The sequence below is a fragment of the Ochrobactrum sp. AP1BH01-1 genome (assembly GCF_018066705.1).
Taxonomy (GTDB): domain Bacteria; phylum Pseudomonadota; class Alphaproteobacteria; order Rhizobiales; family Rhizobiaceae; genus Brucella.
This window is the reverse complement of the sequence record NZ_JAGPOU010000002.1, coordinates 277,369-298,458: the sequence shown is the minus strand read 5'-3', so window position 1 is coordinate 298,458 and position 21,090 is coordinate 277,369. Positions and strand designations below refer to the sequence as shown.

Sequence of the window (21,090 nt, the reverse complement as noted above, 5' to 3'; positions counted from 1 at the left end):
TCATGTATGTTGCCGTAAAGGGTGGCGAAACGGCCATCCGCAATGCCCACCGTCTTCTCGATGATCGCCGTCGCGGTGACCGTTCGGTCCCGGCGCTGCGTCTCGACCAGATCGCGGAACAGCTTGCGCTGGCGGTCGATCGCGTCATGGCCGAAGGTTCGCTCTATGACCGTGAATTGGCCGCGCTCGCCGTTCGCCAGTCGCGTGGCGATCTGATCGAGGCGATTTTCCTCGTGCGCGCCTATCGAACCACCTTGCCGCGCTTCGGCTATTCCCGTCCGATGGAAACGGCGCAAATGCTGATCGAGCGCCGCATTTCGGCGACTTACAAGGATCTGCCGGGTGGCCAGCTCCTGGGGCCGACCTTCGATTACACGCACCGGCTGCTTGATCCGGAACTGGCCGGGGATGTGGCTGTGCCGGAGCCGGAAACGCGCCCTGCCGAACCGGAAGAAACGCCCCGCGTGACCGATATTCTCGGCGTCAACGGGATGATCGAGGACGATGGTGCGTTGCCCGAAGGTCATGAGCCGGGCGACCTGACCCGTGAACCGTGGACATTTCCGATGGAGCGCGACTTACGCCTTCAGGCATTGGCGCGTGGCGATGAGGGCTTCCTGCTGGCGCTCGGCTATTCCACTCAACGCGGCTATGGCAACAACCACCCATTCGTTGGCGAAATCCGCATCGGCGAAGTCGAGGTCGAGTTCGACGTGCCGGAACTTGGCTTTGCTGTTTCGCTCGGTCGCGTGCAGCTGACCGAGTGCCAGATGGTCAACCAGTTCAAGGGTTCAGCCAAGCAGCCTCCGCAGTTTACACGCGGTTATGGGCTGGTGTTCGGCCAGAGCGAACGCAAGGCGATGTCGATGTCGCTTTGTGACCGCGCTCTGCGCGTGCGCGAATTCGATACGGATGTGACCGCGCCCGCGCAGGACGAAGAATTCGTCATTTCCCATTCCGACAACGTGCAGGCGACGGGCTTCGTCGAACATCTGAAACTGCCGCACTACGTGGATTTCCAGGCAGAACTCGATCTCATCCGCCGCATGCGTGCGGAATATGAGCAAGCGAACAACGATACCGAAAGTTCGGCAAAGGAGGCCGCAGAATGAGCGATCTGGCCAATTACAATTTTGCCTATCTGGACGAACAGACCAAGCGGATGATCCGCCGCGCTATCCTGAAGGCCATTGCCATTCCCGGTTATCAGGTGCCGTTTGCCAGCCGTGAAATGCCGATGCCTTATGGCTGGGGCACGGGCGGCGTGCAGGTGACAGCTTCGATCCTCGGGCCGGACGATGTGCTGAAGGTCATCGATCAGGGTGCCGACGACACGACCAATGCCGTCTCCATCCGCGCCTTCTTCCAGAAAACCGCCAATGTCGCCGTCACCACCCATACGGGTGAGGCGACGATCATCCAGACCCGTCACCGCATTCCGGAATATCCGCTGACCGAAGGGCAGGTGATCGTCTATCAGGTGCCGATCCCGGAGCCGCTGCGTTTTCTGGAGCCGCGTGAAACCGAGACCCGCAAGATGCACGCGCTCGCTGAATACGGCCTCATGCATGTGAAGCTTTATGAAGATATTGCGCGGCACGGCCATATCGCCAAGACCTACGATTATCCGGTGATGATCGAGGGCCGCTATGTGATGGCGCCTTCGCCGACGCCGAAATTCGACAATCCGAAAATGCATATGTCGCCGGCATTGCAATTGTTCGGCGCCGGTCGCGAAAAGCGCATCTATGCCGTGCCGCCCTATACGCAGGTGGTGAGCCTCGACTTTGAGGACCATCCGTTTGAAGTGCAGAAGTTCAAGGAACCCTGCGCGCTTTGCGGGGCGAAGGGCGTCTATCTGGATGAAGTCGTGCTGGATGATCGCGGCGGCTCGATGTTCGTTTGTTCCGACACCGATTTTTGCGAAGACCGGCAGGCCAACGGCCATTTCGGTCATCTGGCTGCAAACAAGGAGGCCGCACAATGAGCGAGCAACCCCTGCTGAGAGTGAACAGCCTGTCGAAATTCTACGGCAATCGCCGTGGCTGTGCCGATATTTCCTTCAATCTGTGGCCGGGCGAAGTGCTGGCCATCGTCGGCGAATCCGGTTCCGGCAAGACGACGCTCCTGAACAGTCTGGCAACCCGTCTGGAACCGACTTCCGGCACGGTTGAATACCGGATGCGCGACGGTGAATTCCGCGATCTCTACAGAATAGGCGAGGCGGAACGCCGCTTCCTGATGCGGACCGACTGGGGTTTTGTGCATCAGAACCCGGCAGATGGATTGCGCATGACGGTTTCGGCTGGCGCCAATGTCGGCGAACGTCTAATGGCCGTCGGCGAACGCCATTACGGCAATATCCGCAACACAGCCACCGAATGGCTGGGACGCGTCGAAATCGCCTCCGACCGCATTGATGATCAGCCACGCGCCTTTTCCGGGGGTATGCGCCAGCGCTTGCAGATTGCACGCAATCTGGTGACGGCACCGCGTCTTGTCTTCATGGATGAACCGACCGGCGGTCTCGATGTGTCAGTGCAGGCGCGTCTCCTCGACCTTCTGCGCGGTCTCGTCAGCGATCTCGGCCTTTCGGTGGTCATCGTGACGCATGATCTCGCCGTGGCCCGGCTTCTGTCCCATCGCATCATGGTCATGAAAGACGGCCATATTGTCGAGCAGGGCCTGACGGATCGCGTGCTGGATGACCCGCAAGCGCCTTATACGCAGCTGCTTGTGTCCTCTATTCTGCAAGTTTAGTAAATCAAAACAGATGTTTATTGCATGTTGTTCCTAAATTAGCGGAACTTCATGCGTGAGGTGAAAAATGCCTATGTTGCAAACATCAGCCCCGCTTGCCGTCACCGATGTGACGAAAACCTTCGTCATGCATTTGCAGGGCGGCATCGAACTTCCGGTCGTTCGCGGCGTGAATTTTGAGCTCCGTGCCGGTGAATGCGCGGTGCTTGGCGGACCTTCGGGCGCGGGCAAGAGCTCGATCCTGAAAATGGTCTATGGCAATTACGCGGTCAATGGCGGCTCGATCATGATCCGCCATGCCGACACGGTTGTCGATCTTGCCACTGCCGATCCGCGTGAGGTGCTGGCGGTGCGTCGCGATACGATTGGCTATGTCAGCCAGTTTCTGCGCACGCTGCCGCGTGTTGCGGCAATCGATGTGGTTGCCGAACCGTTGGTTGCGCGTGGCGTTGAACGTGAAGCGGCGCTGAACCGCGCCCGCGAGCTTCTCGCAAAGCTCAATCTGCCGGAAAGGCTTTGGGCCTTGCCGCCTGCGACCTTCTCCGGCGGTGAACAGCAGCGCGTTAATATCGCGCGCGGCTTCATCACGGATCATCCGGTATTGCTGCTCGATGAGCCGACCGCATCGCTCGACGCGAAGAACCGCGCGGTCGTGGTCGATCTCATCAAGGCCAAGAAGGAGCAGGGCGTTGCCATGCTCGGCATCTTCCACGACGAAGATGTGCGCGGCGAAGTTGCCGACCGGATCATCGACGTGACGGCTTTTTCTCCGAGGGGGCAAGCATGACCAAACTCTCGGCGGAACCGCTGGTTCACGAAACGGCCATCGTCAGCGGCTGCACGCTCGGGCGCTATACCGAGATTGGCGAGCGCAGCCGCGTTTCGGAAACCGTGCTGGACGATTATTCCTATCTCGGTGTCGATTGCGAAATCTGGTGCGCGGAGATCGGCAAGTTTTCCAATATCGCCAGCCATGTGCGCATCAACGCCACCAACCATCCGACATGGCGTCCGACACTGCATCATTTCACCTACCGCGCCGGCGATTACTGGCCGGAAGAAAAGGATGAGACGGAGTTCTTCGAGTGGCGGCGCGGCAATGCGGTGAAGATTGGCCACGACACATGGCTTGGCCATGGTTCCACCATTTTGCCGGGCGTGACTGTCGGCAATGGTGCGGTTGTCGGTGCCGGAGCCGTGGTCAGCAAGGATGTGGCGCCCTACACGATTGTGGGCGGCGTGCCTGCGCGCCTCATCCGCGAACGCTTCGATGCTGCGACCGGCAATCGCCTCGACCGGCTGGCCTGGTGGGACTGGAGCCATGAACACCTGCGCGATGCGCTCGATGATTTCCGTACGCTCGATATCGAAGCCTTCCTCGCAAAATATGAAACACCCGCCAACACGAATGCGGTCATGAAAGAGCTATCCAATGGCTAATGAAATCGTTCTCAAAAACGCGCGGATCGTGCTCGCTGACGAGATTGTTTCCGGTTCCATCCTGATCCGTGACGGCAAGATTGCAGCGATCGATCAGGGCAATAGCAATGGCGGCGACGATATGGATGGCGATTACGTCATTCCGGGCCTCATTGAGCTCCACACCGACCAGCTGGAAAGCCACTATGCGCCACGCCCGAAGGTGCGCTGGAATGTCGATGCTGCCGTGCAGGCGCACGATGCGCAGGTGGCGGCATCGGGCATCACGACGGTTTTCGATGCGATGCGCGTCGGTTCGGACTATGACCGCGATTTCGTCGGCAAGGATATGCGAATGCTTGCGGATGCGATTGAAAGCGGCGTGCGCGAAAATCGCCTGCGTGCCGATCACTTCCTGCATCTGCGCTGTGAGGTTTCCTCGGCAGACTGCCTTGAGACATTCGAGCTTTTCGCAGGCGACGACAGGGTAAAACTTGCATCGCTCATGGATCATGCGCCGGGGCAGCGGCAATTCGTTGATCTTGAGACCTATCGCACCTATTACATGCGCAAGATGAAGCTCACGGATGAGGAGTTCCGGGTGCATTGTGAAAAGCGTATGGCGGATTCGGACACCTATTCTGCCAGACACCGCCGTTCCATCGCCGAACTGGCGGCAGAGCGGGGCATCGTTCTGGCCAGCCATGACGATGCAACCAGTGCGCATGTCGATGAATCGCTCGACCATGGTGTGCGGATTGCCGAGTTCCCGACCACGATGGAAGCCGCCAATGCTTCGAAAGGCGCGGGCCTTTCGATCCTGATGGGCGCACCGAATATCGTTCGCGGCGGCTCGCATTCCGGCAATATCGCCGCGCGCGATCTCGTCGACAATGGCAGCCTCGACATTTTGTCGTCGGATTACATTCCATTCAGCCTCATTCAGTCGGCTTTCGGTCTGGCTTCCGGTGAACGTCCGATTGCGCTGCCTGACGCAATCCGGCTTGTGACCAAGAATCCTGCTGATGCCATGGCCATGGATGATCGCGGCGAAATCGCTATCGGTAAGCGCGCCGATCTGGTCCGCGTGCGTCCGAAAGGCGCGATCCCGGTCGTCCGCACGGTCTGGCGCGAAGGCGAGCGGGTGTTGTGATGCTGAACAGCAGGCCGAAAGGCTGTTTCGTCGCCGTTGTCGGCCCCAGCGGGGCCGGCAAGGATACGATCATGGATGCGGCGCGTGTGGCTCTGACGGGCGACACGCGTTTTCACTTTGTGCGCCGCATCATCACCCGCCCGCAAATGCCGGGGACGGAAGATCACGACAGTCTGGACGAAGCGACATTTACAAGATCGGCGGGCGAGGGTGCTTTCGCCCTGCACTGGCAGGCGCATGGCCTGAGCTACGCGTTGCCGAAATCGCTTGATGAGGAAATCGCGGACGGAACAGTGGTAATCGCCAATGTTTCGCGCCGGGTTCTCGGCGATGTTCGCAGGCTGTACGCCGAACGCTCGGTGGTTGTCATTTCGGCAAGACCCGAAGTGCTTGCGGAACGGCTTGCATCCCGCGGCCGCGAGAGCCGCGAGGAAATCGCTTTGCGACTTAAGCGCGAAGTGAATTTCGATGACGGGGCCGATGATGTTGTCACAATAGACAATTCGGGTGAAGTCGCTGCTTCCACAGATGCGTTCCTCCGCCATCTGCAGAAAGTTTGTTATAAAACAACTTGCTAAGAAATAAACTTAAAGCGGAATAGAAGTTTACACAAACGTCATGGTCCGTTCATTGCAGTGTCATTGAACGGACCGATAGTGAGCATGAATGGAGACGAATTCATGCTTCAACTAAAAAACATAACGCGCCGCTACAATGACAAGGTGGCGGTTTCGGGCGTGGACCTCGAAATCGAACCCGGCACGTTTGTGGGAATTATCGGGCGCTCCGGCGCAGGCAAGTCGACGCTTCTGCGCATGATCAACCGCCTGGTCGAACCTTCGGAGGGAACCATTCACTGGGATGGCCGCGATGTTACCGGGCTGAAAGGCTCGGGCCTGCGGGACTGGCGCGCACAATGCGCGATGATTTTCCAGCATTTCAATCTGGTTGACCGTCTGGATGTCCTGACTAACGTCCTGATGGGCCGTCTGAACTATGTTTCGACACCGAAATCGCTCCTGCGTATCTGGAGCGATGAGGAGCGCCTGATTGCGCTTTCGGCCTTGCAGCAGTTCGACATTGCGCATCTTGCAGCGCATCGCGCCGATGAGCTTTCGGGCGGCCAGCAGCAGCGCGTGGCGATTGCCCGCGCGCTCGTGCAGCAGCCGCGCATCATCCTCGCCGACGAGCCGATTGCATCGCTCGATCCGCGCAACACCCGCAGCGTCATGGACGCCCTGCGCCGCATCAACCGCGAATATGGCATTACGGTTCTCTGCAATCTGCACTCGCTCGATATTGCGCGCAGCTATTGCGACCGTCTCGTCGGCATGTCCGCCGGCAAGATCGTATTCCGCGGTACACCGTCGATGCTGACCGATATGGCATCGCGTGATCTTTACGGCATGGAAGCTGCCGACGTCATTGACGCCGATGAGCAGCAGGACGAAGCAATGCCGATGCCAACGCCAGTTCCGCAGTCGGCTGAAGCCATTCTGCGCCAGCTTTCCGCCTAGAGCATGATTCCGAAAAGTGGGAACCGGTTTTCGGATTAAATCATGCTCAAACAAAACTTGGAGCGAGATGACGTTTCAACTTCAAAACATCCCGCTCTGAACGTCGGAAAAATACACTCCAATCGGGGATTAACAGGAGATACCTATGCTTAACCGTAGAAACTTTCTGGCGGCTGCTGCGCTTACCGCAACGCTGACCATGCCAATGATGGCCTCCACCGTTCAGGCTGCTGACTGGAGCAAGGATTACCCGGAAATCGTTCTGGGCGTGATCCCGGCTGAAAACGCCTCGACGACTTCCGACCGTTATGCGCCGCTCGCCGCCTATCTCGGCAAGGAACTCGGCACGAAGGTCACGCTCCGCGTCGCCAACGACTATGCAGCCGTTATCGAAGGCCAGCGCGCCGGTAACATCCAGATCGCATTCTATGGCCCGGCGTCTTACGCCCGCGCCGTCATGACCGGCGTTGAAACCACGCCGCTCGTCAACCAGCGTCACGATACCGGCGTCAATGGCTATTATTCGGTCGTTTACGTTCGCGCCGACAGCCCCTACCAGAAAATGGACGACCTGAAGGGCAAGACCATCGCTCTGGTCGATCCGAACTCGACCTCGGGCAACAATGCTCCGCGCTTCTTCCTCAACCGCGAAGGCTATAGCGTCGATACGTTCTTCGGTAAGAACTTCTTCGCCGGCAGCCACGAAAACGCAGTTCTCGCTCTGGCGCAGGGCACCGCTGATGCCGCTGCGAATTCCTGGAACTCGGAAAACGATTCCAACCTGACCCGCATGGTCAGCCGCGGCGTTCTGAAGGATGCCAACGGCAAGGAACTGACGAAGGACGACTTCCGCATCATCTTCAAGTCGGACTTCCTTCCTGAAGGTCCGTTCGCCGTTCTCAGCACCCTGCCGGACCAGCTGAAGGCCGACATCAAGCAGGCTTTCCTCGACATGCCGAAGAAGGACAAGGCTGGCTTCGACGCGCTTTCCGACGGTAAGGATCAGGAATTCGTTGCCACCGAAGCCAAGGACTACGAGCCGATCATCGAGATGCTCAAGTTCAACGACAAAGCTCGCAAGTCCTGATCCGTGAGAAGTTGAAGTGCCCGGAACGTAACCCGTTCCGGGCACTTTTTTAGAGCATGTTTCCGAAAAAATCCTCGGGATCAGGCTTGATCAAAGGAATTTCGCATGACGGTATCCTCATTCGACGGCAGTGGAGCAAAAAGTCTGCTTGCCGATTATCGCAGGGAAGTCGGCAAACGACGTCTCTACGGTATCGCGCTTCTCCTTGCGCTTGTCCTTGTCGCCATTGCTGCCTCCGTCGTTGCCGATGTTCGGCCCGGCACACTGGTCGAAAATCTCTTTCGCTTCACTAGCTATCTCGGACGCATTCTGCCGGATCTGACGATCGCCAATTTCTGGGGCGATCTTGCTGCCTGGTACTGGAACCTCGGCGGCTGGCTGAAGATGCTGTTCGAAACGCTGCTGATCGCCTATCTGGCGACATTGATCGGCGCAGTCGTCGCTTTTGCTGCATCCTTTGCAGCCTCATCCAACATGGCCCCCAATTCGACGGTGCGCTTCATCGTCCGTCGCGGGCTGGAACTGCTGCGCACCGTTCCTGAAATTGTCTTCGCGCTGCTGTTCGTCATCGCCTTCGGCCTCGGGCCGATGGCCGGTGTGCTGGCGCTGATGCTTCACACGACAGGTGCGCTGGGCAAGCTGTTCTCGGAAGTGGTCGAGAACATCGACATGCGTCCGGTGGAAGGCATTCGTGCATCGGGTGGTTCCGGCCTGCAGGTCATCCGCTTTGCCGTGCTGCCGCAGGTGGCCGCGAATTTTGCTTCCTATGGCCTGCTGCGCTTTGAAATCAATGTGCGCGGCGCGTCGGTCATGGGGTTTGTGGGGGCAGGCGGCATCGGGCAGGAACTGCTCACGTCAATCCGTCAGTTCTATTACAGCGATGTGAGCGCCATCCTGCTTCTGATCATCGTGACGATCTTCGTCATCGATCTTGTCACCCAGCGGGTTCGCCACGCGCTTCTTGGCCGTATTGGCTAGACCGGGAGATTACCATGACTGATGTAGCACAAAGTCTCTCCCGCGAAGCACACGCGCATGAAAAGGAACTGAGGGCCGAATATGCCGATCTGTTCGGCAATGGCCGCACATGGCGCAATCTGGCGATTTTTACCGTAGCCCTTATCGCCTCGGTCTGGTTCGCCTTTTACTGGCTCGATTTTTCGCTGCTGCGCATTCTGAATGGCCTCGGTCGCCTCGGTGATTTCGCGCTGATGATGATGCCGCCATCGTCAGGCGGGCGTTTCAGCCTTTATCTGTGGTCGATGATGGAAACGCTGGCAATTGCCTATCTTGGCACGTTGCTGGCCGCCATCCTGGCCTTTCCATTCGGTTTTCTGGCGGCGAAGAACATCATTCCCAATGTGTTCCTGCATTTTGGCATTCGCCGCTTCCTCGATACTATTCGCGGCGTCGACACGCTTATCTGGGCTCTGATCTGGGTATCGGTCGTGGGGCTTGGACCGTTCGCAGGCATTCTCGCGATTGCCTGCTCGGATTTCGGCGCATTCGGCAAGCTGTTCTCGGAAGCTATTGAGGGAGCCGACAAGAAACCGGTCGAAGGTGTTGTGTCATCCGGCGGCGGCAGGCTGCACGGCTATCGCTTCGGGGTTTTGCCGCAGGTTCTGCCGCTGATCGGCAGTCAGGTGCTTTACTTCTTCGAGTCGAATACCCGTTCGGCGACGATCATCGGTATTGTCGGGGCAGGCGGCATCGGCGCGCATCTGGCGGAACAGATCAAAGTCCTGAACCTTCAGGATGTTTCCTTCCTGATTATCATGATCCTGATTGCTGTTGCCGTGATTGACTGGTTCTCGTCAAAACTGCGCCATGCGATGATCGGCAAGAAGGCACAGAAATCGGCCTAACCGTTGATGAGCGTCTTGATGCCATCGGCTACGAACTGAACGGCAAGCGCAGCCAGAATGACGCCGAGAAGGCGGGTCAGGATGGAACGACCGGTTTCGCCCAGAAACCGGTCGACTCGTTCTGCAAGAAGCAGCACGAGATAGGTGATCAGCAAACAAACGAAGATAACGCCGAGAAGGGCCGCTTTCGGTCCCACGCCTTCGAAGGAGTTCGAGGTCAGCACGATAGCGGAGATAGCGCCCGGTCCGGCAATCAGCGGAATGGCCAGCGGGAAGGCCGCTATATTGCGGATATGGTCCTTGGTGATGGCGACCTCGGCGCTCTTTTCCTTGCGCTCTGTCCGCTTCTCGAAAATCATCTCGAATGCGATCCAGAACAGGAGCAGGCCACCGGCCACGCGGAACGCGCCGATGGTAATGCCGAACATGCCGAGGATTTGCGCCCCCGCAATGGCAAACAGCGCCATCACGATGAAACCGATGATGGAGGCGCGCAGCGCCACCTGTCCGCGGTGGCTGCGTTTCATGCCCGGCGTCAGTGCCAGAAACAATGGCGCCAATCCGGGCGGATCGATTGTAACCAGCAGGGTGACGAACGCGCTGAAAACCGTATCGTAGAACCCCATGCTGCGCGCGCCCTTCTTGTTGGCATGTTATGCTCAATCGGATACACGGATTGTAGACGATCAGGAGCACATGGTCGATGCAAAGCGCGAGGTCGGGCAACATCGTTGCTCAATCTTTATGTGAATATCTTTTAAGTCATTGAATTGAAAGCCGGAAATAGCCCACCGAAACGGTCGTGAAATTGGCGTTTTTTGCTGGTTTCCGTTATAAAGTGACTTTATCGATTCTGTTGAGAAAGAAATCTGAATAGTGTCAGATCAAACGCCTCCACCCGGTTCCGACGATATGAATGGTGGCCCAAACGGCGGCCCTAGCGGTATCGAACCGATTTCCATTATCGAGGAGATGCAGCGCTCCTATCTCGATTACGCGATGAGCGTTATCGTGAGCCGTGCGCTGCCCGATGTGCGCGACGGCCTGAAGCCCGTGCATCGCCGCATTCTCCATGCCATGAACGAGATGAGCCTCGCCTATAACCGCCCATACCGCAAGTCGGCGGGTGTGGTCGGTGAGGTGATGGGTAAGTACCACCCGCATGGCGATGCATCTATTTATGACGCCCTCGTGCGTATGGCGCAGGATTTTTCCATGCGCGATCCGCTGGTCGACGGGCAGGGCAATTTCGGCTCCATCGACGGCGATCCGCCGGCGGCGATGCGTTACACCGAATGCCGTCTGGAAAAGCTTACCGAAACCATCCTGTCGGACATCGACAAGGATACGGTCGACTTCCAGGACAACTATGACGGCCGCGAGAAAGAGCCGGTTGTCATGCCTGCGCGCTTTCCGAACCTGCTCGTCAACGGTTCGGGCGGTATTGCGGTCGGCATGGCGACCAATATTCCGCCGCACAATCTCGGCGAAGTCATCGACGGCTGCATTGCGCTGATCGACAATCCGGCTATCGAACTTGCCGAACTGATGGATATCATTCCGGGTCCGGATTTCCCGACCGGCGGCATTATTCTCGGTCGCTCCGGCATCAATTCCGCCTACACGACCGGACGCGGTTCTGTTGTCATGCGCGGACGCGCCACCATCGAGCCGATGCGCGGCGACCGTGAAGCCATCATCATCACCGAGATCCCGTATCAGGTGAACAAGGCTTCGATGATCGAAAAGATGGCCGAACTGGTGCGCGACAAACGCATCGAGGGCATTTCCGATCTGCGCGATGAATCCGACCGCGAAGGCTATCGCGTCGTGGTGGAACTCAAGCGTGACGCCGTTGCCGACGTTGTGCTGAACCAGCTCTACCGCTACACGCCGCTGCAGACCTCCTTCGGCTGCAACATGGTGGCGCTGAACGGCGGCAAGCCGGAACAGCTCAACCTGCTCGACATGCTGCGCGCCTTCGTCGTCTTCCGCGAGGAAGTCGTGACGCGCCGCACCAAGTTCCTGCTCAACAAGGCGCGTGACCGCGCGCATGTGTTGGTCGGTCTTGCGATTGCCGTTGCCAATATCGATGAGGTGATTGCACTTATTCGCCGTGCGCCCGATCCGACGACGGCACGCGAGCAGTTGATGGAACGCCGCTGGCCGGCCGTTGATGTGGCACCGCTGATCCGTCTCATTGACGATCCGCGCCACACGCTGAACGACGACAACACCTACAATCTCTCCGAGGAGCAGGCTCGCGCCATTCTCGATCTGCGTCTGCAGCGCCTGACCGCGCTCGGTCGCGACGAAGTGGCGGACGAGTTGAACAAGATCGGCGAGGAAATCCGCGATTATCTCGACATTCTCGGTTCGCGCCTGCGCGTGATGACCATCGTCAAGGACGAGATGATTGCGGTTCGCGACGAGTTCGCAACCCCGCGCCGCACCGAAATCGGTTTCGGCGGCGCCGAAATGGATGACGAAGACCTGATCGCCCGTGAGGATATGGTCGTTACCGTCAGCCATGCAGGCTATATCAAGCGTGTGCCGCTGACGACCTATCGTGCGCAGCGCCGTGGCGGCAAGGGCCGCTCCGGCATGGCGACGAAGGACGAGGATTTCGTCACGCGCCTGTTCGTGGCCAATACGCATACGCCGGTTCTGTTCTTCTCCTCGCGAGGCATCGTCTACAAGGAGAAGGTCTGGCGCCTGCCGGTCGGCACGCCGCAGTCGCGCGGCAAGGCGCTCATCAACATGCTGCCATTGCAGCAGGGCGAGCGCATCACCACCATCATGCCGCTGCCTGAGGATGAAGAATCCTGGGCAAATCTGGACGTCATGTTCTCGACCACACGCGGTACGGTTCGCCGCAACAAGCTGTCGGACTTCGTTCAGGTCAACCGCAACGGCAAGATCGCGATGAAGCTCGAAGACGAGGGCGATGAAATCCTCTCGGTCGATACCTGTACGGAATTCGACGACGTGCTTCTGACCTGCGCCGGCGGCCAGTGCATTCGCTTCCCCGTCACCGATGTGCGCGTCTTTGCAGGCCGCAACTCCATCGGCGTGCGCGGCATCAATCTGGCCGATGGCGACAAGGTCATCTCCATGGCGATCCTGCATCACGTCGATGCCGACGCGGCTGAACGTTCGGCCTATCTCAAGCGTTCGATTGCCGAGCGCCGTGCGCAGGGCGCCGATGACGCGGATGATATCGTGGTGGTTGGCGAAGAAGTCGGAAACGAAACCGAGCTCAACGACGAACGCTATCAGGAACTGAAAGCGCGCGAACAGACGGTGCTGACCGTCAGCGAGTACGGCTATGGCAAACGTTCCTCGTCCTACGAGTTCCGCGTTTCCGGTCGTGGCGGCAAGGGCATTCGCGCTACCGATACGTCGAAGACCGACGAAATCGGCAAGCTCGTCGCCCTGTTCCCGGTCGAGGCAAGCGACCAGATTCTGCTCGTTTCGGACGGCGGACAGCTCATTCGCGTACCGGTCGACGGTATCCGTATTGCCGGACGTTCCACCAAGGGCGTCACGATCTTCAACACGGCGGACGGCGAAAAGGTCGTTTCGGTCGAACGCATATCCGAAACGGATAGCGATGAAGAAAACGGCGGTGAGGGCGATGCGGCGCCGGAAGGTGAAGCACCGATCGCGGACACCGAAGAATAATCGGGAAGCCAGGTTGATCTGGCTTTTCGTACCGATCAATGAAAAAGGCCGATGGCGGGAACCATCGGCCTTTTTCAGATGCCAAGACTGGAGGAATTGGCGATCACGGAAACTCTTTGACAGCAGCTCCAACGCTTTTGCGTGAGCCCGGCTGTCAAGGCCTAGCGCGAACGCATGTTGCGCAGGCTGTTGATGTCGAATGCGACCTGACGCACGCGCTGACGTTTGGCTTCGTTCTCTTCGAGAAGCAGTATGATTGCCGAGGCAGCCATCGCGACCATCATGGATAATGCCAGAAGAAAGATCATCATCGTGTTATCCTTTCGACATACATACGCTTCAGAAGCGAAAAGGTTGCACCAAACCTGCGCCTATTCTGGTAAATCGGTTGTGAACATGTCGTGAAATCGTCGTTCATGTCGCGTTAATCTGCTTTCTTGGTTTCCGTTTTCTTATCGCTGTTGTTCTTGTTGAAAAACCTGTCAGAAAAGGCTAGCTGGAAGAAATGACGATTGCGATCTATGCGGGCTCCTTCGACCCGGTGACAAACGGCCATATGGATGTGCTTAAAGGTGCTCTGCGCCTTGCCGATGAGGTTATTGTCGCGATTGGCGTTCACCCCGGCAAAAAGCCCCTGTTCACCTTTGAGGAACGCGTGGCCCTCATCGGCGAAAGCAGCAAGGCTATCCTGGGCAAGGATGCAGGCCGGGTTTCTGTCATTTCCTTCGACGGGTTGGTCATCGATGCAGCGCGCAAACATGCCGCACAATTGATGGTCCGCGGTTTGCGCGATGGCACCGATCTCGACTATGAAATGCAGATGGCAGGCATGAACGGCACCATGGCGCCGGAATTGCAGACCGTGTTCCTCCCGGCAGACCCGGCAGTGCGCACGATTACCGCCACATTGGTTCGCCAGATTGCCTCCATGGGCGGCGATATAAAACCCTTCGTTCCGGCGGCGGTCGCTGCCGCTTTGAACGCCAAATTCAAATCCTGACCACAGGGAGTTTTTCAATCATGTCTTTCGTTCGCTCAGTGCTCGCCGCTGCTGCTTTCTTCGCGCTGTCACAAGGCGCGGTCCACACCGCTGCCGCCGCCAATGCCGAAAACACCGTGGTTCTCAAGCTGAAAGATGGCGACGTGGCTATCCAGCTTCGTCCCGATCTGGCGCCAAAGCATGTGGCGCAGATCGAAAAGCTGGTCGGTGAGGGCGCTTATGACGGCGTTGCCTTCCACCGCGTCATTCCGGGTTTCATGGCACAGACCGGCGACGTTAAGTTCGGCAATGTGGACAAGGGCTTCGATGCCTCGCGCGTCGGCACCGGTGGCTCGGACTATCCGGATATTCCTGCGGAATTCTCGAAGGAACCCTTCGTGCGCGGCACCGTGGGCATGGCCCGCAGCCAGAACCCGAACTCTGCCAATTCGCAATTCTTCATCATGTTTGCCGACGGCTCGTTCCTCAATGGCCAGTACACGGTGGTCGGCAAGGTTGTCAGCGGCATGGATGTCGTCGACAAGATAAAGAAGGGCAGCGAAGCCGAAAACGGCGCCGTGACAAACCCTGACAAGATCATCAAGGCCACGCTTCAGGCCACCAAGAAGTAAATACAAGGAGAGGCCCAATGGCTTACAAAGACCCTGAAAACACGCTCGTTCTGGAAACCACCAAGGGCAATGTCGTTCTGGAACTCTATCCGGACCTCGCGCCGGATCATGTGGCGCGTATCAAGGAACTGGCTCGCGAAGGCGCATATGACGGCGTGGTGTTTCACCGCGTGATCGATGGCTTCATGGCACAGACCGGCGACGTTAAGTTCGGCAAGACGGGCGGCGCTCATTTCAACGGCTCGCGCGCCGGCATGGGCGGTTCGGACAAGCCGGACCTGAAGGCCGAATTCTCCAACACGCCGCACAAGCGCGGCACCGCTTCGATGGCGCGTTCCGCCAACCCGAATTCAGCCAACTCGCAGTTCTTCATCTGCTTTGCCGATGCTCCATGGCTCGACCGCCAGTACAGCGTCTGGGGTCAGGTCATCGAAGGCATGGACAATGTCGACAAGATCAAGCGCGGCGAACCGGTGTCCGATCCAGACCAGATCGTAACGGCGCGTATCGCTGCCGACATCTGATCCTGTAATTTCTGTCCAGCTATTGCGGCTCCGGTATTGCCGGGGCCGTTCTTGCTTTGACGCATTTCCACACACGGCCATTCTGCGGAAATGCTCTCACGAGGTTCATAATGCGTGTTGATCTTTTCGATTTCGATTTGCCGGAAGAGAGCATTGCCCTGCGCCCGGTCGAGCCACGCGACCACGCCCGGCTGTTGCGTGTCCGCCCCGGCCAGCCATTCGAGGATCGACAGGTATTCGAGCTGCCGGACCTGCTGCAGCCGGGCGATGCTCTTGTTTTCAATGATACCAAGGTAATACCGGCGCAGCTTGAAGGCATGCGCGAGCGGGAAGGCAATATTTCGCAGGTCAGCGCCACGCTGCATATGCGCACCGGGGCCGATCGCTGGAAGGCTTTTCTGCGTCCGGCCAAGCGCGTGAAGGAAGGCGATCGCATCCGGTTCGGCCATTCTGGTTCGAGCTGCTTCCTCGGCACGCTTGATGCCACTGTGGCGGAAAAGGGCGACGCAGGCGAGGCGCTTCTGGTGTTCGATCTTTCCGGCGCCATGCTGGATGAGGCTATCGCCTCGGTCGGGCACATTCCGCTGCCGCCTTACATCGCATCGAAGCGGGCTGAAGACGAACGCGACCGCAAGGACTATCAGACGGTCTATGCCCGCGAGGAAGGCGCCGTCGCAGCGCCCACCGCCGGTTTGCATTTCACGCCGGAGCTTCTGGAAAAGATCAAGGCCAAAGGCGTTGAGGAACATTTCGTAACGCTGCATGTGGGCGCGGGGACTTTCCTGCCGGTCAAGGCCGACGACACGGCCGACCACAAGATGCATTCCGAAATCGGTTATGTGTCGCAGCGCACTGCCGATGCGCTCAATGCCGTTCACGAGCGGGGCGGCAGGATCGTCTGCGTCGGCACGACATCCCTGCGCTTGATCGAGAGTGCGGCAGGTGAGGACGGTATCATCCGTCCATGGTCCGGTGCGACCGATATTTTCATCACCCCCGGCTACAAGTTCCGCGCAGTCGATGTGCTCATGACCAATTTCCACCTGCCGCGCTCGACGCTGTTCATGCTGGTATCGGCATTCAGCGGACTTGAGACGATGCGCGCCGCCTACAACCATGCCATCGGCAACGGCTACCGCTTCTATTCCTATGGCGACGGCAGCTTGCTAGAGCGAGCCGACAAAGCTAAAGACACCGCATGACAACCGAAAACTTCGAATTCAAGGTGCTGGCAACAGACGGCGCTGCTCGTCAGGGTGAGATTTCCATGCCGCGCGGCGTGGTGCGCACACCTGCCTTCATGCCGGTCGGCACGGCTGGCACGGTCAAGGCCATGTATATGGACCAGGTGAAAGAGCTTGGAGCCGATATTATCCTTGGCAACACCTATCATCTGATGCTGCGTCCGGGGGCAGAACGCGTGGCGCGCCTCGGCGGTCTGCATGAATTCGGCGGCTGGAAAGGCCCAATCCTGACCGATTCAGGCGGGTTTCAGGTCATGTCGCTGGCGCAATTGCGCAAGCTCGACGAAAACGGCGTGACATTCCGCTCGCATATCGACGGCAAGCCTTATGAAATGACGCCGGAGCGCTCCATCGAGATACAGGGCCTGCTCGATAGCGATATCCAGATGCAGCTCGACGAATGCGTGGCGCTGCCTTCGCCGGAAAAGAACACCGAGCGCGCCATGGAACTGTCGCTGCGCTGGGCCGAGCGCTGCAAGGTGGCTTTCGGCAATCAGCCGGGCAAGGCGATGTTCGGCATCGTGCAGGGCGGCGACGTGGCACGCCTGCGCGAAAAATCGGCGGAAGCGCTGAAGGCGATGGACCTAAAGGGCTATTCGGTTGGCGGTCTGGCAGTGGGCGAACCGCAGCAGGTCATGCTCGACATGCTGGAAGTGGTCTGCCCCATCCTGCCATCGGAAAAGCCCCGCTACTTGATGGGTGTAGGCACGCCGGACGATATTTTGAAATCGGTTGCCCGCGGCATCGACATGTTCGATTGCGTTATGCCGACGCGAGCAGGTCGCCACGGCCTTGCGTTTACGCGGTTCGGCAAGGTGAACCTGCGCAATGCGCGCCACGCGGACGATCATCGCCCGCTCGATCCGGAATCGGATTGCCCGGCATCGCGCGACTACAGCCGCGCCTATCTGCATCATCTGGTGAAATCTGGTGAAGCGCTCGGCGCAATGCTGCTTACCTGGAACAATCTCGCCTACTATCAATATTTGATGAAGGGCATCCGCGCGGCAATCGCTGATGGCCGCTTTACCGATTTCGCCGCCGAAACCTCGGAAGGATGGGCGAAGGGCGATATTCCGGCCCTTCTGTAGCATCTGTCAATCAAAAGTAAGGGGAGGGGTCTGGTGTCTCGCTCTGAACGTCTCCTCGCGCTTTTGCAGTTGCTTCGGACCCATCGCCGTCCTGTGAGTGGGACAACACTGGCGCAGCAACTCGGTATCAGCATTCGCACGCTGTACCGCGATATTGCCAGCCTTCAGGCGCAGGGTGCGGATATCGAGGGGGAGGCGGGATTGGGATATATCCTGCGTCCCGGCTTCACGTTGCCGCCTATCATGTTCAATCAGGAAGAAATTGAGGCTCTCGTTCTGGGCGCACGCTGGGTTGCGGACAGAGGAGATGCCGAACTCGGCACGGCGGCACGCAACGTTCTGGCCAAAGTTGCAGCGGTAATGCCCGATGATTCACGCATTGCCCTCGAAACCGTCAACCTCCTTGTCGGGCCGGGCGGGTCCGGTACGGTCGATGTGGTGGACATTGCCCCTCTTCGCGGCGCTATTCGGACAGAGAGAAAAATTCGCATTCTCTACAAGGATGCGGCAGGCGTACCTACCGAGCGCCTGATCTGGCCGTTCGCGCTGACTTTCTTCGAGCAAGTGCGGGTGGTGCTCGCCTGGTGCGAAATGCGACAGGACTTCAGGCATTTCCGTACAGATCGTATCGCCAACATGAATGTGGAAGACGAACGATATCCAAAGCGACGTTCTGCGCTTCTTAGAGAGTGGAAGGCACGCCAGGGAATCATACGGGACTTCGACTGATACTGCCGGAAACTGACAGTGTATCTCCTTAGTGTTGCTCACATTCAACCAAGGAGCCACAACAATGATCCACGCGAATTTTACAATTCTCTATGTCGACGATCCGCAGTCGAGCAGGCGCTTCTATACCGATTTGCTGGCAGTTGAGCCCGTCGAGGCCTCATCGACTTTTGTACTATTCCTGTTGAACAACGGGCTGATGCTGGGACTGTGGTCCAGGCACACAGTCGAACCGGCAGCTGATTCCGGCGCTTTTGGCGGGGAAATTGCCTTCCGTTACGCGAGTTATGAAGAGATCGACAAGGTGTATGGAGAGTGGACCGCGCGCGGGATATCCATCTTGTCCAAGCCCCAAACACTGGAGTTCGGGCGCTCTTTTGTGGCAACTGATCCGGACGGACACCGCCTGCGCGTATTTTCTCCAGCTGGAAGATAATACGAATCACAGGAACGTAAACCGGGACGCATCCCGCAGATGCGTCCCGAGCCCGAGCCTATCCGACCGTCAGCATGTTCTCCAGACGACACAGGACGGCGCGCTGTTCCTCATCATTCAGAATTTCACATTCCAGCAATTTCGAGCATTCCAGACCTGCGACAGCCAGATAGACGATCAGCGCCGTGTCGGAATCGGTTGTGTCCTTGATCATGCGGTCGAGGAAAGCCCTGTGATATTGCCGGACCGGCACCATGAACCCCGGGTCTTCGGCAAGCGCGGCGAGAACGCCGCAGGCGGGCGGCTCGTCATCGGCCTGAACGCGGTAAACGTCCAGAAAAGCTCGCGCCACCCGGTTTTTATCGCCTTTCTGGAGTGTCTCCTGAACCTCCATGGCGTGTTCATGCTCTTTCATGTATTCTTCGACCACGGCTTCGAGCAGTTTGGCCTTTGTCGGAAAAGTATAAAGCAATCCGCCTTTTGAAAGCCCCGCACGGGCTGCTACGGCATCGAGAGAGAGGTGAGCAGGGCCGATCTCTCGGGCGAGCTCGATAGCAGCGCGCAAAATACGTTCGCGCGACGAGACCTTCTTTTTAGTTGGCAACTTACAGGTGTCTCCTGACAGTTCGAGTGTTGACAATACCGTCCGGACGGTACAGTTATTCGCCACTTTCATTCAAGTAAAATACGCGCGACCTTTGCGTGAAAGCGAAGAAGGCGCCGCGGCCAATCCCCCAACCCCTGATCGATCAGGGAGCCATCTGGAGTGCATCCGCAATGATCAAGCGCCTTATACTGGCAATACTATTCCTCGTGATCGTCGTCGGAGGCCTCGTTGGCTTTAACCTGTTCCGATCACAGGCCATCAAAGACTTTTTCGCCAACATGCAGCAGCCTGCCCAGACGGTTTCGACCGTCACGGTGGAGCCGGGCGAGTGGAAGCCGGGTATCGAAGCCATCGGTACGGCCAATGCGCTCAATGGTGTTGACCTGACCGTGCAGCTCGACGGCGTCGTGCAGAAGATCAATTTCAAGGCCAATCAGGAAGTCAAACAGGGCGACCTGCTGCTTCAGATGGAAGACAGCATTCAGAAGGCTGACCTCGCTGCCGCCGAAGCCGAAGCCGTTCTTGCCAGGCAGAACCTGAAGCGCGCCGATACGCTGCGCACGCGCGGTGTTGGCGCTGTGTCGAATGTCGATACAACGGCTTCTGCTGCCGATGCCGCAAGCGCGCGTGTTGAAAAAATGCGCGCAACGCTGGCCCAGAAGTCCGTCAAGGCTCCATTCTCCGGCGTGATCGGCATTTCCAAGGTCGATCTCGGCCAGTATCTGACGCCCGGCACGGTCATCGCCACGCTGCAGAACACGGATGTGATGCGTATCGACTTCACGGTTCCAGAACAGTCCCTCGCGTCCATCAAACTCGGGCAGACCGTCAAGGTCGGTTCGGCAGCGGAAGCGCTTGATTTTACCGGCAAGATCGTCGGTATCGATCCCAAGATCGATCCCGCGACCCGACTGGTCTCGGTACGCGCAGAGGTGCAGAATCCGGATCACAAGCTGACGCCTGGCCAGTTTGTGCAGGTTCGCGTGGAACTGCCGGAAGAAAACAACGTCATTGCCCTGCCGCAGACCACGATTATTTCCAGCCTCTACGGCGACTATGTCTATGCGGTCCGTCCGGAACAGAAGCCGGAGGGCGCGAAGGCTGCCGAAGGCGACGACACCGCCAAGGCTCCTGCAGCCGATGCCAAGCCGGAAGAAGGCGAAAAGCAGGTGGCGCAGCAGGTATTCATCAAGCTTGGACGCCGTTATTCCGGTCTCGTCGAGGTGACGAGCGGTCTGAAGGCTGGCGATATCGTCATCACCGCAGGCCAGAACAGGCTTTCGCCCGGTGTTCCGGTGAAAATCGACAACACCGTCAATCCGATACCGGCCGGCCAACCGGCTGGCAAGCAATAGGCGATCAA

23 protein-coding genes are annotated in these 21,090 nt (G+C 58.4%); 20 read left to right on the top strand and 3 right to left on the bottom strand.

The window, feature by feature from the left end; genetic code table 11:
* Positions 1-2 precede the first annotated feature (2 nt).
* From J9800_RS06800 to phnE (J9800_RS06750), 11 genes are all read left to right on the top strand, one after another.
* Positions 3-1,112 carry a carbon-phosphorus lyase complex subunit gene (locus J9800_RS06800; protein WP_114215351.1) on the top strand — a complete coding sequence of 370 codons (1,110 nt, stop codon included), beginning with the start codon at positions 3-5 and terminating at the stop codon, positions 1,110-1,112.
* The gene (locus J9800_RS06795) at positions 1,109-1,987 is read left to right on the top strand and encodes an alpha-D-ribose 1-methylphosphonate 5-phosphate C-P-lyase PhnJ (RefSeq protein WP_114215352.1); all 879 of its coding nucleotides are present in this window, start codon (positions 1,109-1,111) and stop codon (positions 1,985-1,987) included. The genes J9800_RS06800 and J9800_RS06795 overlap by 4 nt, the downstream gene beginning before the upstream one ends.
* Positions 1,984-2,760 carry a phosphonate C-P lyase system protein PhnK gene (gene phnK / locus J9800_RS06790; protein WP_114215353.1) on the top strand — a complete coding sequence of 259 codons (777 nt, stop codon included), beginning with the start codon at positions 1,984-1,986 and terminating at the stop codon, positions 2,758-2,760. The genes J9800_RS06795 and phnK overlap by 4 nt, the downstream gene beginning before the upstream one ends.
* A gap of 73 nt (positions 2,761-2,833) precedes the next feature.
* Entirely contained in the window at positions 2,834-3,547 is a 714-nt protein-coding gene (gene phnL, locus J9800_RS06785; RefSeq protein ID WP_114215354.1) for a phosphonate C-P lyase system protein PhnL, read from the top strand.
* Complete coding sequence (locus J9800_RS06780) at positions 3,544-4,200, top strand: DapH/DapD/GlmU-related protein (protein WP_114215355.1); 657 nt, start codon at positions 3,544-3,546, stop codon at positions 4,198-4,200. The genes phnL and J9800_RS06780 overlap by 4 nt, the downstream gene beginning before the upstream one ends.
* Complete coding sequence (locus J9800_RS06775; RefSeq protein WP_114215356.1) at positions 4,193-5,332, top strand: alpha-D-ribose 1-methylphosphonate 5-triphosphate diphosphatase; 1,140 nt, start codon at positions 4,193-4,195, stop codon at positions 5,330-5,332. The genes J9800_RS06780 and J9800_RS06775 overlap by 8 nt, the downstream gene beginning before the upstream one ends.
* Positions 5,332-5,910 (top strand): phosphonate metabolism protein/1,5-bisphosphokinase (PRPP-forming) PhnN, encoded by a 579-nt coding sequence (phnN, locus tag J9800_RS06770; RefSeq protein WP_114215357.1) that lies wholly within the window; start codon positions 5,332-5,334, stop codon positions 5,908-5,910. The genes J9800_RS06775 and phnN overlap by 1 nt, the downstream gene beginning before the upstream one ends.
* A 102-nt stretch (positions 5,911-6,012) precedes the next feature.
* A complete protein-coding gene (gene phnC / locus J9800_RS06765; protein ID WP_114215358.1) occupies positions 6,013-6,849 on the top strand; it encodes a phosphonate ABC transporter ATP-binding protein in 837 nt (278 codons plus the stop codon).
* 145 nt (positions 6,850-6,994) lie between these two features.
* Positions 6,995-7,936: a phosphonate ABC transporter substrate-binding protein gene (phnD, locus tag J9800_RS06760; RefSeq protein WP_114215359.1), complete on the top strand. Its 942-nt coding sequence runs from the start codon at positions 6,995-6,997 to the stop codon at positions 7,934-7,936.
* 105 nt (positions 7,937-8,041) lie between these two features.
* Positions 8,042-8,914: a phosphonate ABC transporter, permease protein PhnE gene (phnE, locus tag J9800_RS06755; protein WP_114215360.1), complete on the top strand. Its 873-nt coding sequence runs from the start codon at positions 8,042-8,044 to the stop codon at positions 8,912-8,914.
* 14 nt (positions 8,915-8,928) lie between these two features.
* On the top strand, positions 8,929-9,801 hold the full coding sequence (phnE, locus tag J9800_RS06750; protein ID WP_114215361.1) for a phosphonate ABC transporter, permease protein PhnE: 873 nt from the start codon (positions 8,929-8,931) through the stop codon (positions 9,799-9,801).
* Here phnE (J9800_RS06750) and J9800_RS06745 read toward each other — a convergent pair.
* Positions 9,798-10,427: a MarC family protein gene (locus tag J9800_RS06745; protein ID WP_112588276.1), complete on the bottom strand. Its 630-nt coding sequence runs from the start codon at positions 10,425-10,427 to the stop codon at positions 9,798-9,800. The genes phnE (J9800_RS06750) and J9800_RS06745 overlap by 4 nt on opposite strands.
* Positions 10,428-10,713: 286 nt before the next feature.
* Between J9800_RS06745 and gyrA the strand changes: the two genes are divergently transcribed.
* On the top strand, positions 10,714-13,485 hold the full coding sequence (gene gyrA / locus J9800_RS06740) for a DNA gyrase subunit A (protein ID WP_114215702.1): 2,772 nt from the start codon (positions 10,714-10,716) through the stop codon (positions 13,483-13,485).
* Positions 13,486-13,646: 161 nt separating this feature from the next.
* Here gyrA and J9800_RS06735 read toward each other — a convergent pair whose 3' ends face one another.
* On the bottom strand, positions 13,647-13,796 hold the full coding sequence (locus J9800_RS06735) for a hypothetical protein (RefSeq protein WP_162929761.1): 150 nt from the start codon (positions 13,794-13,796) through the stop codon (positions 13,647-13,649).
* 194 nt (positions 13,797-13,990) lie between these two features.
* On the opposite strand from J9800_RS06735, the gene coaD reads away from it, so the two are divergent.
* The 7 genes from coaD to J9800_RS06700 all read left to right on the top strand — a co-directional run bounded on the left by coaD (position 13,991) and on the right by J9800_RS06700 (position 19,120).
* On the top strand, positions 13,991-14,485 hold the full coding sequence (coaD, locus tag J9800_RS06730) for a pantetheine-phosphate adenylyltransferase (RefSeq protein ID WP_112588280.1): 495 nt from the start codon (positions 13,991-13,993) through the stop codon (positions 14,483-14,485).
* A gap of 20 nt (positions 14,486-14,505) precedes the next feature.
* On the top strand, positions 14,506-15,096 hold the full coding sequence (locus J9800_RS06725) for a peptidylprolyl isomerase (RefSeq protein WP_112588283.1): 591 nt from the start codon (positions 14,506-14,508) through the stop codon (positions 15,094-15,096).
* Positions 15,097-15,113: 17 nt separating this feature from the next.
* The gene (locus J9800_RS06720) at positions 15,114-15,620 is read left to right on the top strand and encodes a peptidylprolyl isomerase (protein ID WP_006466795.1); all 507 of its coding nucleotides are present in this window, start codon (positions 15,114-15,116) and stop codon (positions 15,618-15,620) included.
* 110 nt (positions 15,621-15,730) lie between these two features.
* A complete protein-coding gene (queA, locus tag J9800_RS06715) occupies positions 15,731-16,822 on the top strand; it encodes a tRNA preQ1(34) S-adenosylmethionine ribosyltransferase-isomerase QueA (protein ID WP_114215362.1) in 1,092 nt (363 codons plus the stop codon).
* Positions 16,819-17,955 carry a tRNA guanosine(34) transglycosylase Tgt gene (tgt, locus tag J9800_RS06710; protein WP_114215363.1) on the top strand — a complete coding sequence of 379 codons (1,137 nt, stop codon included), beginning with the start codon at positions 16,819-16,821 and terminating at the stop codon, positions 17,953-17,955. The genes queA and tgt overlap by 4 nt, the downstream gene beginning before the upstream one ends.
* A gap of 33 nt (positions 17,956-17,988) precedes the next feature.
* Positions 17,989-18,684, top strand: coding sequence for a helix-turn-helix transcriptional regulator (locus J9800_RS06705; protein ID WP_114215364.1), 696 nt, complete (start codon positions 17,989-17,991; stop codon positions 18,682-18,684).
* A gap of 64 nt (positions 18,685-18,748) precedes the next feature.
* Positions 18,749-19,120, top strand: a complete 372-nt coding sequence (locus J9800_RS06700; RefSeq protein WP_114215365.1) for a VOC family protein — start codon at positions 18,749-18,751, stop codon at positions 19,118-19,120.
* A 58-nt stretch (positions 19,121-19,178) separates the two neighbouring features.
* Here J9800_RS06700 and J9800_RS06695 read toward each other — a convergent pair whose 3' ends face one another.
* Complete coding sequence (locus tag J9800_RS06695) at positions 19,179-19,724, bottom strand: TetR/AcrR family transcriptional regulator (protein ID WP_112588293.1); 546 nt, start codon at positions 19,722-19,724, stop codon at positions 19,179-19,181.
* A 173-nt stretch (positions 19,725-19,897) separates the two neighbouring features.
* Here J9800_RS06695 and J9800_RS06690 point away from each other — a divergent pair, with 173 nt between their 5' ends.
* The gene (locus tag J9800_RS06690) at positions 19,898-21,082 is read left to right on the top strand and encodes an efflux RND transporter periplasmic adaptor subunit (RefSeq protein WP_114215366.1); all 1,185 of its coding nucleotides are present in this window, start codon (positions 19,898-19,900) and stop codon (positions 21,080-21,082) included.
* The last annotated feature ends 8 nt before the right edge of the window (positions 21,083-21,090 follow it).